Consider the following 16278-nt stretch of genomic DNA (forward strand, 5'->3'; position numbering starts at 1 on the left):
GGGAATTCGTGATGAGATGGAAGCGTTGGAGTACGGGATGTCTGGCGGCGGTGTTGACGCTCTCGCTCCTGCTGAGCGCCTGCTCGGGAAGCGGCGGTAATGCGAGCGGAACGAATGACGGCGGCCAGGCCAGCGAATCGATCGTGACGCCGAAGGGGACGTACCCGATCGTAGATGAGAAGGTGACGCTGAAGGTCATGGTTCCATCGGAGGCGCTGGTCGAAAATTTCGAGACGAACGAGTTCACGAAATGGTATGAAGAGAAGACGAACGTGCATGTGGAATGGATCGTCGTCCCGCAGCAGAGCGCCAGCGAGAAGCTGAATCTGATGCTCGCTTCGGGCGACTACCCGGACGTCATTATGCGCTTCGGCGTAACGCCGGCGCAGCAGATGATCTACGGCAAGCAGGGCGTGTTCCTGCCGCTCAATGACCTGATCGAGCAGTACGGCGACAACTTCAAAAAGGTGCTGGACGGCAATGAAGGGCTGTCCACCGCGATTACGGCGCCGGACGGCAACATCTATGCGCTGCCGAGCATCAATGACTGCTACCATTGCTCGATGGCGCAGAAGATGTGGATCTACAAGCCGTGGCTCGACAAGCTGGGCCTGGACGTGCCGACGACGACGGATGAGCTGTATACCGTATTGAAGGCGTTCAAGGAAAAGGATCCGAACGGCAACGGCAAGGCGGATGAAGTGCCGCTGACGGGGGCTCCGCGCGGGAGCGGCTGGTATTCTTCCATCGACGCGTTCCTGATGAACTCCTTCGTGCTGAACCCGGTATTCAGCGAATCGCGCAGTCATATGTACGTGGAGGATGGGCGCATTCAGGTCGCCTTTGACAAGCCGGGCTGGCGTGACGGTCTCGCCTATATGAACAAGCTGTACAAGGAAGGCTTGATCGATCCGCAAATCTTCACGCAGGACAGTGATCAACTGCTGAAGCTGGGCGAAACGTCCGGCGATCCGGTTGTCGGGGCGGCCTTGGGCGGGCACCAGGGCGTCTTCACTCAGATTGCCGGGGAGAGCGGGCGCTGGCTCGACTATGTGACCGTGCCGCCATTGAAGGGACCGAACGGCGTGCAATATGCCGCCTACGACCCATTCGGGTACTCGGTCGGCTCGTATCTCATTACGAAAAACGCGAAGCACCCGGATGTCGCCTTCCGTTGGGCCGACGGCTTCTATGATGAAGAAGTATCGCTGCGCACGACGATTGGACGTCCGGGCGAGGAATGGCGCGAAGCGAAGGAAGGCGAAATCGGCATCAACGGCAAGCCGGCCAAGTGGGCGAAGCTGAAGGAATACGGGCAAATTCAGAACGTCCACTGGGAGCAGACGGCGCCGACGAACCGTTCGAACGAGCTTCGCTTGAGCTCGGCCGTTCCAAATAACGGCGAGCCGAGTCTCGAAGTGATCCTTTATAATGAAACGAAAAATAATTACGATCCATACAAGCCAAGCGCGGATATGGCCGTGCCGCAGCTGTTCTTCACCGATGAACAGGCCGCCGAGCTGTCGGACCTGTCGAAGACAATCAACGACTATGTCGACGAAATGATGGCCCGCTTCGTCATCGGCGACGCGGATCTGAACAAAGACTGGGACACCTATCTCCAGACCCTCGAAGGGATGAACCTCCCCCGCTTCCTGGAGATTTACCAGACCGCCTACGACAGCAAAAAATAAACTGCAGGCAGTCCCGCATCACATTAGAAGCTATCCGGGGTGTTATCCCGGGTAGCTTTTTTTGAAGCTAGATGAACGTAATTCCTGGGCTTGCTTAGTTTCTGCGAACCATCGCAACGTCTCATTATGAGGATTGATTATCTGCTGCGCTGATAACTTTTCGTTCGGGGTGATGTCAGGATGAAACTCCCACACCTCACTTCCTTGCTCAAATGCCTCTCCCACGGGTTCATTTTGCTGAATATAAAAGATCGGAATATGATGATGGCGGGCGCTTGCAATAAGATGCTTTACGTTGTTTTTTTCCAATCGAAGACAGGATTTTCAGCCGAAAACATCCCGTTTTGGACATCAATGACGCTCAGAGCCGTTTATTTCATATAATGCCTCCCGTTTTGATTTACCTATCATCCAGCCACTCATCAAGCATATGTGAGCGTGCCTCTTCAATCAATCTCTCCAGTAGTCCAGAAAGAAAACAGGTGGAGGGCCTCTTATGAGCAATCTCCCCGTCAGTCAGGAAGGCCAATAGTATGCCGGGTCGCTTATGAGCAATCACCCCGTCAGTCAGGAAGGCCAATAGTATGCCGGGTCGCTTATGAGCAATCACCCCGTCAGTCAGGAGGGTCACTATGTATGCTGGGTCTCTTATGTACAATCTCCCCGTCAGTCAGGAAGTGCAATAGTATGCCGGGTCGCTTATGAGCAATCACCCCGTCAGTCAGGAGGGCCAATAAGTATGTGTGGTCTCTTATGTACAATCTCCCCGCCAATCAGGAGGGCCAATAAGTATGTGCGGTCGTTTATGTACAATCTCCCCGCCAATCAGGAGGGCCAATAAGTATGTGCGGTCGTTTATGTACAATCTCCCCGCCATATCAGGAGGGCCAATAAGTATGTGCGGTCGTTTATGTACAATCTCCCCGCCAATCAGGAGGGCCAATAAGTATGTGCGGTCGTTTATGTACAATCTCCCCGCCAATCAGGAGGGCCAATAAGTATGTGCGGTCGCTTATGTTCAATCTCCCCGTCAGTCAGGAGGGTCAATATGTATGCTGGGTCGCTTATGAGCAATCTCCCAGCCAGTCAGGAGGGCCAATATGTATGCCGGGTCGCTTATGTGCAACTTCCCCGTCAGTCAGGAGGGCCAATAAGTATGTGTGGTCTCTTATAAGCAACCTCCCCGTCAGTCAGGAGGGCCAATATGTCCCCGATCCTCTTACGTTCAAACTCCCAACCACTCAGAATGGTATACTTACATGATTTCTTTTGAAAATTGAGTCATGCAAGAGCTACCCCATACTGTCATGTGGGGTGAAGAATTTGTTCAGGAGTCTTTGGTATGTTTGGATATGACAGGGGCTGGTTTAGCAGGAAAACCCCCAAAAGGGATCGTAAGGGGTGAGCCTGGCTCTACCTGATGCAATGGGAGAATGGTGCAATGTGCAGGTGGACAGAGGAAGCGCCTGACTGAATGGGATATTGATCAAAAGAACTCGTGAGCGGCCCGCGTGCCTCTACCTGACTCAATGGGAGAATGGTGCAATGTGCAGGCCGGTAGAGAAAACGCCTGACTAAATGAGATATTGATCAAAAGAACTCGTGAGCGGCCCGCGTGCCTCTACCTGACTCAATGGGAGAATGGTGCAATGTGCAAATGGACAGAGGAAAGCATCTGACTAACCGGGAAATTGGTCAAAAGAACTCGTGAGCGGCCCGCGTGCCTCTACCTGACTCAATGGGAGAATGGTGTAATGGGCAGGTGGACAGAGGAAAGCATCTGACTAACCGGGATATTGGTCAAAGGGACTTGGGACGGGGTGAATCCGAAATATTCCTGAGCGAAAAGCAATGCGTCTAGAGGGAGTCGATGGGAGAGTACCGCAAAAGGTAGAGGTGCGACGGAGATGTCCGACGATCGGATTTATCTTCTGAGGGTCAGGCTTGCCCCCAATTGGCAGGGATACAATCGTACAATCGGGAGTAGAGGATTTTATCCCCCGATCGTAGATATTCGTCCTTAACGGATACGGACGATAGACCTATAATTGATTATGTATGGACTACACTATTATTTTTCTTGGGGAGGCCTTGCCATGAGAAGAAAGGCTGTTCTTCTTCTCACGCTGATCGTGGCGGCGGCGACGGTGATTGGCGCCTGCGGTATGATTGGCGGCGAAGACGGTTCCAGGTCCGGACAATCACTAAATAGCGAGCCGTTCGATCTGAAGCTGCGGCATATTCAGCTCGGAGACGCGAATAAAAACCGCCTCGCTCGTCTCGAGGCGGTCGTGAAGAAGACGCAGGAGCAGCATCCGGGTCTTACGATCAGGCTGGATGGGGTAGACAGCGAGGTGAACCGCAAGGATAAGCTGAGAAGCGAGATGGCGGCCGGCAATCCGCCGGACATTTTCGATACATTCGGCAGCCCGGATGTCGGTCTGTATGCCAAGGAAGGCCTTGTGCTGGATATTGCGCCGATTCTGGAGGAGCTCGGTTTGAAGGACAAGTTCCTCAACCTGGAACCGTGGACGCATGGGGGGAAGATTTTTGGCTTGCCGAACGGCGGATCCATTGAAGGCTATTTTTATAATAAGCAGTATTTTGCGGAAAAGGGGCTGGAATTGCCGAAGACGCTGGCCGATCTGGAGGCGATCGCGGACGAGATCAAAGCCGACGGCAAAATCCCGTTCGCCCGGGCTTCCAAGGATGCCTGGGTTCCGCTCATGACGATTAACAATCTGTGGTCTTACTATACGGGACCTCATTTCACCGCAGGCTTCAAAACCGGCGAATCGAAGTGGACCGACCCGCGGATGGTGGAAGCGATATCGAAGCATCAGGAATGGGTGAACAAAGGGTATTTTAAGCGTGGCGAGCTCGGATTGGAGTATGCGGACCAGCGCACTCAGCTTCTGACCGGAGAAGCGATCATGATGTTCGACGGAACTTGGGGATCTTCCGGACTGACCGACGAGAAGACGGCTGACGGCAAGAGCAAATTCGGCTTCTTCCTGATGCCTCCGCTCAAGGAGGGGGACGGGGTAAGCGCGATGGTGGACACGAACAACGGGTATGCGTTCTCGGCCAAGGTGGCGGAGGATCCGCGCAAGCTGGAGGCGGTCAAGTCGTTCATCCTCAATTTTTATAATGAAGAGATTCAATTGCAGGGCCTGATGGAAGACGGCGTGCTGCCATCGCTTAAGATGGAGCAGGCGAAGATGGAGCAGGTGGTCGACAGCGGCCTTATTCTTGAGATTATCAAGCGCACCAATGAAGTTCGTTACCGCTGGCCGGCGTTCGATGCGCTCATCCAGGCCGAGGTCGATACCGAGCTGCGCATCGGCATTCAGCGCGTCATGGAAGGCGAAGTCAAGCCGGCCGATATGCTGGCCGCCGTGCAGAAGGTCCAGGACGAAGCGAACATGGCCATGAGATAAGGAATGTTCCTTTCGTTGGCTCAATATATACGGACGGAGCTGGGAACGGGCATGAATTTGCGGTTTAAAATGTTGGCTGGATTCGTAACGTTGATCATCATTCCCCTCCTTTTGCTGGGGTCGCTCGTGTTCTATATTACCTTTCAATTGTTCGAGCAAAAGTACAGCGAGCAGGCGGAATTCTCGCTCAAAGCGATCGGGCAAAGCGTCAGCTATTTCTTCTCGGAAATGAACCGGGTGACGGACACCGGCATTAGCAGCTCGGTTTTCCAGAACGCGCTGACGGCAGGAACGAGCGAAAATCTGGCCAACGCGAATTATTTGCAGCTGAACGAGAATCAGCGCAATTTCCGCCTGCTGTTATACAGCCATCCGTCTATCGGATACGCATTTCTTTATAATTACCGGAGTACTTTGCCGCAAAGTCAGGTCATCTCGATTTTTAACAAAGAAGGCTTTATGGCGCTTCCGTTCGATCAGTTCAAAAAGCACCCGCTCTACGAGCAGGTCCTGAAGCTGAACGGCGCTCCGAAATGGGTGGGCCCTTATGAGTACCCGGAGGTGACCGGCCAAGAACCGGTTTTTACCCAGATTCGGATGGTCAAGGAATTAAGCAGCCTGCGCAATATCGGCATTCTTGTCGTGCAGATCAAGAACTGGGAGATCGAATCGATATTCAATGATTTCCGCCGCAACCAAGGGGAAGAGGAGGATGACACGCGCTTCCTGCTCGTCAATAATGCGGGCATGATTCTGTATGACAGCGACAAGCTGGCTAACGGGGACTCGTTGACCGGGATGATCGATTCCGCCAAGCTATCGGATAGCTCGCGCTACCAGAGCATCAAGACGTCGTTCAACGGGCAGGAGAGCATCGTCTCGATGTATAAGCTGAAGGATTATGATTGGCATATCGTCTCGGTGACTTCCTGGAAAATGCTGACCAAAGAGATGATCAGCTTCGGCATGTGGGTCGCCATTATTTTGCTCATTTGCGTGGCTGCCGCCGTGCTGTTCAATCTGCTGTTCGTGAACCGGATTACTCATTCCATCAACCGGATCGTCCGCTTCATGCGCCGGGTGGAGTCCGGCGAGATGAACGCGCGGGTCGACGAGAAGGATCGGGATGAACTGGGGGCGCTCGCTGTCGGCTTCAACCGCCTAATCGATCAGGTATGCGTGCTCCTGCAGCAGGTCAAGCGGGAACAGCAACAGAAGAACAAGGCGGAGATGCGGGTGCTCGAAGCGCAGATCAAGCCGCATTTCCTGTTCAATACGCTGGAATCGATCAATGTGCTTGCCGTGCAGAACGAGGGGCGCAAAGTAAGCCAGATGGTGATCAGGCTGGGGAATATCCTGCGCACGAGCATTCAGGACAAGGAAGAGATTACCATCCGCGAGGAATTGGAGTATACGCGCAGTTATTTGGAAATCCAGAAGTTCCGCTTCGAGGATGTGTTCAACTTCGAGATCAGCGTTCCGGATGAAATCATGAACGCCAAAATATTGAAGCTGACCCTGCAGCCGCTCGTCGAGAACTGCATTCAGCACGGCTTCGACGGCATCATGCATCCCGGGATAATCCGGATCACCGCCTCCGAGGATGCCGAATGTATTTATTTGCGGGTGAAGGATAACGGAATCGGGATGTCGAACGAGCAGCTCAGCCGCTTCCAATATATGCAATCCGATGAGTGTCAGCCTTCGAATCCGGAGCTGCCCGACAGCTACAATACGGAGCGCCGCGGGCTCGGCGTGCGCAGCGTGGCCGACCGGGTCCGCATCCGGTACGGCCCGCGCTGCGGCTTGTTCATTTGCTCTGCGCCGCAGATGGGAACGGTCATCCAGATAACGATACCAAAATATGAACAGGGGGAAGCGAAATGAACGTGAAGGTGTTGCTTATTGACGATGAAGCGCCGATTGTGAACAATCTGAAGATCGTCATCCCCTGGAATGAGATGCAGATCGATATCGTCGGCACCGCGCGCAACGGCGCCGAAGGGATCGATGCGGTGCGCGCGCATGAGCCCGATATTATTTTGTGCGATATCCGCATGCCTGTGATGGACGGTATGGAATTTTTGCGGGAAATCCGTAAAATGGGCGTCGAAGCGGAGGTGCTGATGCTGACGGGCTACCAGGAATTCGAATATGCCCGCATCGCCCTGCAGCACGGGGTGCGGGATTATATTGTGAAGCCGATTAATTATGAAGAGCTGCAGCAGACCGTAGGCAAGCTGGCCGATGAGGTCCGCTCCCGCAAGCAGAAGAAAAAGCAGGAGGAGCGGCGCTGGGGAAAGGTCATCCGCCTTGCCTTTGAGAAAATGCTGTTCGATGTGCTGATGGGCTTCTCATCCGGTCCTTCCCCGCTCGTGATGCAGGAAGGGGACGTTCCGGCCGAGCGGTTGACCTATGCGGTCCTGCTCGTCGATCTGGACGGATATGCCCAGCGTACCGTATCATGGGTAGATAGCGAGCGCAAGCTGTGGAATTTCGCCGTTCGCAATGTGCTTCAGGAGGCCATCCAGGAGGAGGGACTGACCTATGCCGTCCTGCAAATGCGGGAAGGGGAATGGGCGGTTCTTATTCAGTTCGGCCCGGACCGCGCGGAGGCGACGACTTCGCAGATGGTGTGCTGGGCCCAAGATATTCAACAGGCGGTGCGGGAGCATGTCAAGATGACCGTAAGCCTCGCCTGGGATCAGGGTCCGGTGCCGATGGCCGCGCTCTCCCACACATACAAACGGCTGCAGCGCGTGCTCATATGGGCATCGGAAGACGAGCAGCTGCTCTCGGTCGATGAAGGCTCGATGGCCCGCCAAGTCGCGTCGGTCTCGGAATGGCATCTCGTCGAAGAGATCGTGTCCGGGATGAAGCAGAACGACAAGCGCAATGTCGAGCAAGGTCTTCATTCCTTGCAGACGAGTCTGTCCTGCATGTCAGAGCAGTCGATCATGCGGGTCGAGAAATTCCTGCATTATGTCGTCATCCATCTGCTGCGTGAAATGCGGGAACTGGAATTCATCCAGGCGCAGCAGGAGGAGGAAGTGTGGAACAAGCTGCAGCACAGCTTGACCGTGAAGGACTTGATGAACGTCATCACGGACCTGGTCGGCAATACGAAGGAACACGCCATGAACAAGAAATCGGGCGAATTGCTCATGATTTCGGCGAAGGATTACATTCATCGGCATCTGGGCTCCGATATCGGCATCGAGGAGCTCGCCGATTACCTCGGCATCAGCTGCAGCTACTTCAGCATGCTGTTCAAAAATTATTTCGGGGAGACATTCGTTGAATACGTCACAAGACAGCGCATGGAGCTCGCGATGTCGATGCTGCGCATGACGGACAAGAGCATCGCGCAGATCGGCATGCTCGTCGGCTATACCGAGCGCCGGTACTTCTCGAGAGTATTCCAGAAGTATACGGGCATGACTCCTTCCGATTACCGGGAGTCCCGGGTCATGGCCGAATAGAACGCGCGGCGGCATCTGCGCTCCATTTTACGACAGAGAGGATGGAACGAGAGGCATGGGTAAACAGCAACTGACATTGGAACAGAAAATCGGCCAAATGGTCATGTGCGGCTTTCACGGCCCGGTTGTCAACGACAATATCCGCACGCTGATTGAGAAGCATCATGTTGGCGGCATCATTTATTTCCGCCGCAACGTGCAGAGCAAGGAGCAGGTATGCGGGCTGTCCCGGGAGCTGCAGCTCATCTCGCGCAAGCACACCGATATTCCGCTCTTTATCTGTATCGACCAGGAAGGGGGCATGGTCGCCCGCATCGATTGGGACGATATTACGCTCATTCCCGGCAATATGGCGATCGGGGCGGCGCGCAGCGCGGAAGACGCATATGAAGCGGCCCGCATCTGCGGCGAAGAGCTGCTTCATATGGGCATCAATATGAACTTCGCGCCAAGCGTGGACGTGAACAATAATGCCCTGAACCCGGTCATCGGGGTGCGTTCGTACGGCGAGCGCCCGGATCTCGTGGCCGAGCTTGGAGCGGCTCAGATCCGCGGGCTGCAGGAAGCGAACGTCGCGGCGACCGCAAAGCATTTCCCGGGTCATGGCGACACGGCGGTCGATTCCCACCACGGGCTGGCGGCGGTGAATCATGACGAGGAGCGGCTGCTCGCGATCGAGCTGGCGCCGTTCATTCGCGCCATCCGCGAAGGCGTCGATCTGATTATGACGGCCCATGTTATGTTCCCGGCCTTCGAGCCGAATCCGATTCCGGCGACGCTGTCGCGCAACGTGCTGACGAATCTGCTGCGCAAACGGATCGGCTATAACGGCGTCATCGTCACCGATTGTCTGGAGATGCATGCGATTTCAAAAGAATTCGGCATCCCCGAAGGGGCCGTGCGCTCGGTGGAAGCCGGCGCCGATCTGGTGCTAGTGAGCCATACGTACGAAGAGCAGGTCGCGGCGATCGCGGCGCTGGTCGAGGCGGTGCGCAGCGGGCGCATTCCGGAGTCGCAGATCGACGAGTCGGTCGATCGGCTGCTGTCGCTGAAGGCGAAGCGCAGCATGGACGCCCTGCCGGAGGTGACGCCTCGATTCGCGGCCCTGTTCGGTTCCGACGCCTCCAAGGCCGTCGTCGACCGCATCTGCGAGAACAGCATTACGCTGGTCAAAAATGAAGGCGGGTCCATTCCGCTGCGCAAGGAGGAGCCGACGCTCGTCATCTGGCCGGAAGTGCGCCAGCGCACGGAGGTCGATGAGCCGATCGAACAGTCCTACACATTGGCGACCGCGCTCTCGCCTTACGTAGACCATGTGGAGAAATGGCGGATCGGCACGTATCCGGAAGCGGACGAAGTGAAGGCGACCTTGGAGAAGGCCGCATCCTTCAAGCAGATTGTCGTGCTGACCTATAATGCGGTATCCACGCTCCATCCCGGCCAGGTCGAGATTGTACAGGGCCTGATCGGCCGCCCGGATGCGCAGGTTATCGTGGCCTCGACGCGCAATCCGTATGATTTGAACCAGTTCCCGGACGCGCAGGTCTATCTGTGCTGCTACGAGAATCGTCCGGCGACGATGAAGGCGCTGGCGGCCGTGCTGGCAGGCAAGCAGGAAGCGCGCGGCAAGCTGCCGGTCACGATCTCGCCGGAATATCCGTTCGGGCATCAGGCGTAGAATTCTATAACATCGGCAAGGGATTCGGGCCGATGATTGCAACATAAGGCTGTTCCCCAGTCGTCATGGCGGCGGGAACAGCCTTTTTGCTTGCTGCCCGCGCGGTTCGGCCGGAGTGAAAATATCCGATGGATTTATGAGGCCGGATCCGGCTATATTGGAATAAGAATCGTTCCGATTAGGAGAGAAGCTGCGGAGGCCCGTATCGACGTTAAGAAGGCGCGCGCTTTGCTGGAGCATTTCGTGAAGGAGAAGGCAGACGCGCAGTCGTTGAAGGAACTGATTTACGGCAAGCCTTTATAACATCGATGAAAGCATCACTGTGTCAGAAGCAAGGACAGCATCAATGGCATGCGGCAGATAAGGGAGGCGGCCGGATGAGAAATCAGGAACAATATGCAGAGCTGGAGCGGGCGCTGCGGGAGGTAGAGAAGTGGGAACGGGAGCAGAAGGATCTATCCTTCTTCGACAAAATCGGGCGCCTGCCCTTCACATTGCTTGAGCGGTTCACGCCCGCAGGACTCCAGCGCAAAATAGCCGAGCTGCTGGATGAGCTGGGAGCCTACCTGCAAACGGGCGGCAAATATTTGGTTCAGAAAAAGCATGTGCTGAACAAGCTGCAGGCGAAGCGGGCCGAACTGGACCCGGCGGCGGCCGGGCAGCGGGCCGAACCGGATCTTGCGCTCGCCCAATCGCTGCCGCTTGCCATATGCGATGCCGCTGCGGCCGAGGTCATGGAGGTGAACAAGAAGGTGGCGTTCGCCCAAGGAGCGACGACGGGCTTCGGCGGACTGTTCACGCTGGCTGTGGACATCCCGGCCGTGCTCGGCTTGGCCTTGAAGGCTTTGCAGGAGACCGCCATCTGCTACGGCTTCGATCCGGATGATCCGCGCGAGCGGGTCTTCATCGTCAAATGCATGCAGTTCACGACCTCGGATGTCGTGGGCAAGCAGGCGATCCTGAAGGATGTGGCCGATTATGACAATCCCGAACGGGAACGGGCGGGACTGTCGGAGATGCAGGGCTGGCGGGAGACGATGGCTTCCTTCACCGACAGCTTCGGCTGGAAGAAGCTGTTCCAGACGATTCCGATCCTTGGCATGGTATTCGGCTCCTTCAGCAACCGCTCTTTAATCCATGATATGGCGGAGACCGGACAATATTTGTACCGCAAACGGGCCATTCTCGCGCGCCTGCAAGCGGTGAAGAATCAGGCTGCCCCGGAGTAGCCTGTCTTTTTTTGCACGTCCGCTTCGATGCTGCACATGGGTACAGAGCAAGGGGATGGCCAGGGAATCAAAGCGGCCCTTTTATTGAAACCGTTATATTTTTCCAGTATAATGAAGTCTCCTTCAAAATATTGGAACGAGAAGGAGGATTTTAAAGCTGATCGTTTGAAAATTTTTCTATGAATAACGGGGGTGTTGGAATGGCGCGATTTGCAGAGCCGTTTAAAATCAAAATGGTGGAGCCGCTGCGCATCATCTCACGGGAAGAACGGGAGAGGGCGCTGGAACGGGCGGGATACAATCCATTTTTGCTGCGCGGGGATGAAGTGTATATCGATCTGTTGACAGACAGCGGCACGAGCGCGATGAGCGACAACCAATGGGCCGGCATGATGCTGGGCGACGAGTCGTATGCGGGCAGCCGCAACTATTATCATCTGTGCGACACGGTGCAGCACATTACAGGTTATCGGCATGTGATTCCGATGCATCAGGGGCGGGGCGCCGAAAAGGTGCTGTTTCCGCTGCTTATTCAAAAAGGGCAGTATGTCCTGAGCAATTGGCATTTCGATACAACGCGCGCGCATGTCGATCTGGCCGGAGGAATTGCGGTTGATCTTGTAACCGAACAAGCCTATGATACGACGACGCCTTATCCGTTCAAAGGGAACTTCGATACCGATAAGCTGCGCCATGCGATCGCGGAAAAAGGAACGGAAAACATCGCATTTATCCTTATCACCGTGACGAACAACAGCGCTGGCGGCCAGCCGGTCTCCATGGAAAATATTCGCGAGGTATCCGCCATTGCGAAGCAGAACGGGATTCGCGTGTTTTTCGATGCCGCGCGTTATGCGGAGAATGCGTACTTCATCAAGAAGCGCGAGCCAGGCTATGAGGATAAAGAAATCATTGATATCGTCCGTGAAATGTTCTCTTATGGCGAAGGGTTCACGATGAGCGCCAAAAAGGACGGGCTTGTCAATATCGGCGGCTTGCTGGCCTTTAAAAAGGATGAAGCGTTATTTACGCAAGCGCGTTCGATGACGGTGCCGATGGAGGGCTTTCCGACGTACGGCGGCTTGACCGGCCGCGATATGGAAGCGCTTGCCCGCGGGCTGCGCGAAGGCATCGACGAGCAGTATCTTGCTTATCGCATCGGCCAGATCGAATATCTCGGCCGGCGGCTCGAGGAGGGCGGAATCCCTTTTCAGACGCCGACGGGCGGCCATGCCGTATTCGTTGACGCCAAGAAGATGCTGCCGCATATTCCCGCGGCGCAGTTCCCGGCCCAGGTGCTGGCGAATGAGTTATATCTTGAAGCGGGGATACGAGGAGTCGAAATCGGTTCTTTTCTGCTGGGACGTGATGCCGCGACGGGTGAACAGTTGGAGAGCAAGCTTGAATTGCTGCGCTTGACGATTCCGCGCCGCGTCTATACGAATAACCATATGGATGTCATTGCGGATGCCCTGATTGCAATCAAGGACCGGGCAAGCACGTTGAAGGGATTAGAGTTCACGTACGAACCGCCGATATTGCGGCATTTTACTGCGCGTCTTCGGCCGATCAAGACAGAAGTCCCCTCCCGCTGAGCTATCCCGCCCAGCCTGAACAGGGAATGCGAAAGCGGAAGGACACCGTTTACCGAAGGGCATCGAACGGCATCGAATGGTCATGTACGTTGATCGGAGCAGGAGGGGGGCGTCCCCCTCCTTCCCGCTTCGCAAGCAGGGGAGGGGAAGCGGGGAAGGGACCCGTAATGCCCCCGCTATTCGACAGCTTCGACCTCGACGACCGGAATCGCCTCGACCTCGCCGCCGATATATACGTTCGTATAGTTGTTGAAAACGCCGATGACCGTAACCGGGCCTTCCTGGAAGGAGAAAGCGCCCTGCAGCAGAACATAGCTGTCTCCCATGCGGGCGTAGGATCCTTCTTGGCTGACCGCGGCGATCTCGCAGGTGAAGCGGACCTTCTCGCCCGGATGCTCCGGCAGCTGCTCCACGCGGATATCGGCATAATCCACATCCTGAACGAGCCCTGCAAATTGATAACTGCCGCCTTGCAGCACATAGCGGGCCGTCCTGCCTTCGGCTCCCGCCTCGTTCGGGCTCTTCACCAGCAAGGCGCCATCCGCCCCGACCTCGTAGCCGTCCGCCTCGAACGCGAACAGCGGCTGCAGCCGGTTGCTCGCGGCGGCGTAGGCGATGTACGAGGCCGCGCGCGCATCGGATTCGGCTTCGACGAGCAGGACTGGCTGACCGCCGGCGCTCAGCCGGTCCTCGACGGTCAGGCTGCGCACGGCGTCCCGGATCGGGAGCGGCTGGCTGCGCAGCACCGTCGGCCGCGATTCGCCGTCCCAAGCCGCATAGTACACGCGCCGCTCCGAATCGATCGCCAGGGCGTATACTTTGGCGCCGAACCGGTCCCGGCCGCCGCTGACGAGCGGATAGTCCCCATCCGGCAGCAGACGGGACGGATCCGCCGCGGCCCAGGCGATGCGGACGGCCTCGATGTTCGCGGACGTGTCGCGGAAGCCGGCCAGCGCCTCATAGAGGCCGATCGCCGCTTCGTACTCCCCGGCCTCCACATGGCGGTCCGCCTTCCGCATCCAGTTCTCCATCTCGCGCTCCAGATAGCCGCTTAGCCGTGACGGGATGCCGGAAGCGTCCACATAGGCCGCAATGGCGGAAGCGTGAAGGGCGAACGCCTTCGCATTGTTCTGCTCGACATCCTTCCGCAGCATCGCCTCGGCAAGCTCCTCCGATTTGCTCTGCAGCCATGCGGCCTCGATGTCAAGCTTCCGGTACGCTTCGCGCATGGCCAGCACCTCGTCCAGCATAAGCCGGAACTCTCCTTGACCGGCCAGGCGGGCCAGCTTGGCTTCGTCATGGGCTCGGAACAGGCGCGTCAATTGCTCGGCCTTCTCGTCCGCCCCGCCGAAGAGCGAGGCCGGAATGGCCAGCAGATTCGCCTTGAACGATTCATCGCCTCCGTCCTCCCTCTTGCCGTCCTCCAGCTCCGCCTCGAAATGAGCCTTGAACCGGCCGAAATGCTCCTGCATCCGGTCTGCGGCCCGCATGGAGGCCAGCATGTCCTTGAACTCAGCGGCATACGAGCCGCCCGACTTCAAATAAGTCGAACGCAATTGCTGATAACGGCTATGTATCTTCAAGAACGCATCGAAGCGAAGCGATGCCGCCGCGGCGTCCGCCTCGGACATCACCTCGTTCAGTTGGCGCTTCATCTCGGTAATCGGCGCCAGCTCGCGCAGTCGCTCGGCAAGCTTGTCTTCTTCATAGCGAATCGAGCGGTTGTTCCGGGCCTCACGGTACGCTTCTTCCGCGGCGACGAGATCATGAGCGGCATATAGCCGGTCCGCCTCCTTGACGGCATCGATTTTCTCAATAATATGCATCCCCTTGAATCCAATCATTACCACCGCGGCGGCGCATAACAAGATCAACAAATTCCGCGGGTTGATGACGTCTCGGATCGTCATATACATCAGCCTCTCCCGGCCGAGTCCTGAAAGTCAGGATCCCATTCGTATTTCTCGCGCACAATCCGGTTCACCTCGTCGGCGACGCGGTCCCAATTCTCGTGCGGGTGCTGCCGGATCATCCGGTTCAGCCGGAGCAAGCGCTCCTTCGGCAGACGATGGGCGTAGCGCCGGACCAATCCGGGATAGGCGAGCACGTACCGTTTCATGCGCACGGCCGCGCCAGCCACGCCCGCCAGAATCTCCTGGCCGTTGTCCAGGCCGAGAATTTCCGGCTCGTAATGAATGACGTACTGGAACGTGCGGTCCTTAATCAGATCCCGCTTGATTTTGGCGATCTCGCCGATGTAATCGGCCAGCAGCGGATCATATTGCTGCAGCAGAAGCGGCTCCAGCTCCAGCTCCATATCTTTGCGCAGCGCGAAGTAATGAAGCAGCGCCAACTGCTGCAGCCGAATCGTATCGTTGCGGATCAGCGGCCGCAGCTCGCGAAGCAGCTCGTAGGTGAGCTGCTTGTCTTCATCCCAATGCGAGAAGGCATGCTCCCAGTCGCGGTAGATGTCCTGGGCCAGCTGTTCCTCCTCGCGCTGCAGCAGCTGGTCCAGCTCGCGGCTGGCTTCGGCGGACATCGCCTTCCGCTGGACGAACCAGAGGAGGCCGATCAGGAGGATGGACGCCGCAGCGCAGAGCGCCATCTGCCCGAATGTATCGCTCAGCAGGATGCCGATGAGCCCGAGCAGCAGCGCGAACAGCCGCTTCGTCTGCATCGATCGTCTCACCCGAGAGGCAGCATGCCGTTCGATCGGGCGCAGCGAGGCTTTGCCGCAGACAGGGCACACTTCTTCCTCCAGCGCGGTGAACGCCTGGCACGAGGCGCATCGATGCACGAGATGATAGAGCTGCTTCGGCTTGCGGTACGGTCTGAAATAGACAGGTATTTTTTTCATGGCGTTCTCCCGCTCTCGCCGTTCACGATGGAGACAAGCCGGGCGTCAATATCCGCCGGCGCAGGCGTCGACTTCCGCCGAACCCAATAGAGGACGGCCTGGCTGGCGACAAAGAGAAACAAAACTGCGATGCAACCGTATGCTAACATAGAGAGTCCCTTCCTTTAACTGCAAACTAGAGTAACTAGAGTAATAGGATACGCTCCGCAACCCGCAGCAAGCAAGCTATCCAGGCGGCGTGTCCTTGTATCGTATACTGATTAGACAAATTCGACAACGATATCCTTCATTCCGATGACCTTG

At 56.6% G+C, this 16278-nt stretch carries 12 protein-coding genes; 8 read left to right on the forward strand and 4 right to left on the reverse strand.

Annotated elements, in window-relative coordinates:
- Positions 1-11 precede the first annotated feature (11 nt).
- On the forward strand, positions 12-1694 hold the full coding sequence (locus tag OCY70_RS13310; RefSeq protein WP_213427818.1) for an ABC transporter substrate-binding protein: 1683 nt from the start codon (positions 12-14) through the stop codon (positions 1692-1694).
- A gap of 42 nt (positions 1695-1736) precedes the next feature.
- Here OCY70_RS13310 and OCY70_RS13315 read toward each other — a convergent pair whose 3' ends face one another.
- Positions 1737-2003, reverse strand: a complete 267-nt coding sequence (locus OCY70_RS13315; RefSeq protein WP_249724930.1) for an isochorismatase family protein — start codon at positions 2001-2003, stop codon at positions 1737-1739.
- 1787 nt (positions 2004-3790) lie between these two features.
- Between OCY70_RS13315 and OCY70_RS13320 the strand changes: the two genes are divergently transcribed.
- From OCY70_RS13320 to OCY70_RS13350, 7 genes are all read left to right on the forward strand, one after another.
- On the forward strand, positions 3791-5134 hold the full coding sequence (locus OCY70_RS13320; RefSeq protein ID WP_213427819.1) for an ABC transporter substrate-binding protein: 1344 nt from the start codon (positions 3791-3793) through the stop codon (positions 5132-5134).
- A 51-nt stretch (positions 5135-5185) separates the two neighbouring features.
- Entirely contained in the window at positions 5186-7021 is a 1836-nt protein-coding gene (locus tag OCY70_RS13325; RefSeq protein ID WP_213427842.1) for a cache domain-containing sensor histidine kinase, read from the forward strand.
- Positions 7018-8616: a response regulator gene (locus OCY70_RS13330; RefSeq protein WP_213427820.1), complete on the forward strand. Its 1599-nt coding sequence runs from the start codon at positions 7018-7020 to the stop codon at positions 8614-8616. Before OCY70_RS13325 ends, OCY70_RS13330 begins: the two co-directional genes overlap by 4 nt.
- A gap of 55 nt (positions 8617-8671) precedes the next feature.
- On the forward strand, positions 8672-10294 hold the full coding sequence (nagZ, locus tag OCY70_RS13335) for a beta-N-acetylhexosaminidase (protein WP_261944899.1): 1623 nt from the start codon (positions 8672-8674) through the stop codon (positions 10292-10294).
- 36 nt (positions 10295-10330) lie between these two features.
- Positions 10331-10597, forward strand: a complete 267-nt coding sequence (locus OCY70_RS13340; protein WP_261944900.1) for a hypothetical protein — start codon at positions 10331-10333, stop codon at positions 10595-10597.
- Between the two features lie 74 nt (positions 10598-10671).
- On the forward strand, positions 10672-11523 hold the full coding sequence (locus OCY70_RS13345; protein WP_213427822.1) for an EcsC family protein: 852 nt from the start codon (positions 10672-10674) through the stop codon (positions 11521-11523).
- A 200-nt stretch (positions 11524-11723) separates the two neighbouring features.
- Positions 11724-13118, forward strand: coding sequence for a tryptophanase (locus tag OCY70_RS13350; RefSeq protein ID WP_213427823.1), 1395 nt, complete (start codon positions 11724-11726; stop codon positions 13116-13118).
- A 176-nt stretch (positions 13119-13294) separates the two neighbouring features.
- On the opposite strand, the gene OCY70_RS13355 is transcribed toward OCY70_RS13350, so the two are convergent.
- The 3 genes from OCY70_RS13355 to OCY70_RS13365 are packed head-to-tail and all read right to left on the reverse strand — an operon-like array spanning position 13295 to position 16124.
- Positions 13295-15028 carry a hypothetical protein gene (locus OCY70_RS13355; RefSeq protein WP_261944901.1) on the reverse strand — a complete coding sequence of 578 codons (1734 nt, stop codon included), beginning with the start codon at positions 15026-15028 and terminating at the stop codon, positions 13295-13297.
- 5 nt (positions 15029-15033) lie between these two features.
- On the reverse strand, positions 15034-15975 hold the full coding sequence (locus OCY70_RS13360) for a hypothetical protein (protein WP_213427825.1): 942 nt from the start codon (positions 15973-15975) through the stop codon (positions 15034-15036).
- Complete coding sequence (locus tag OCY70_RS13365) at positions 15972-16124, reverse strand: hypothetical protein (RefSeq protein WP_213427826.1); 153 nt, start codon at positions 16122-16124, stop codon at positions 15972-15974. The genes OCY70_RS13360 and OCY70_RS13365 overlap by 4 nt, the downstream gene beginning before the upstream one ends.
- Positions 16125-16278 lie beyond the last annotated feature (154 nt).

Origin of the sequence: Paenibacillus melissococcoides, from assembly GCA_944800085.1 — a bacterium.
Lineage (GTDB): Bacteria > Bacillota > Bacilli > Paenibacillales > Paenibacillaceae > Paenibacillus_B > Paenibacillus_B melissococcoides.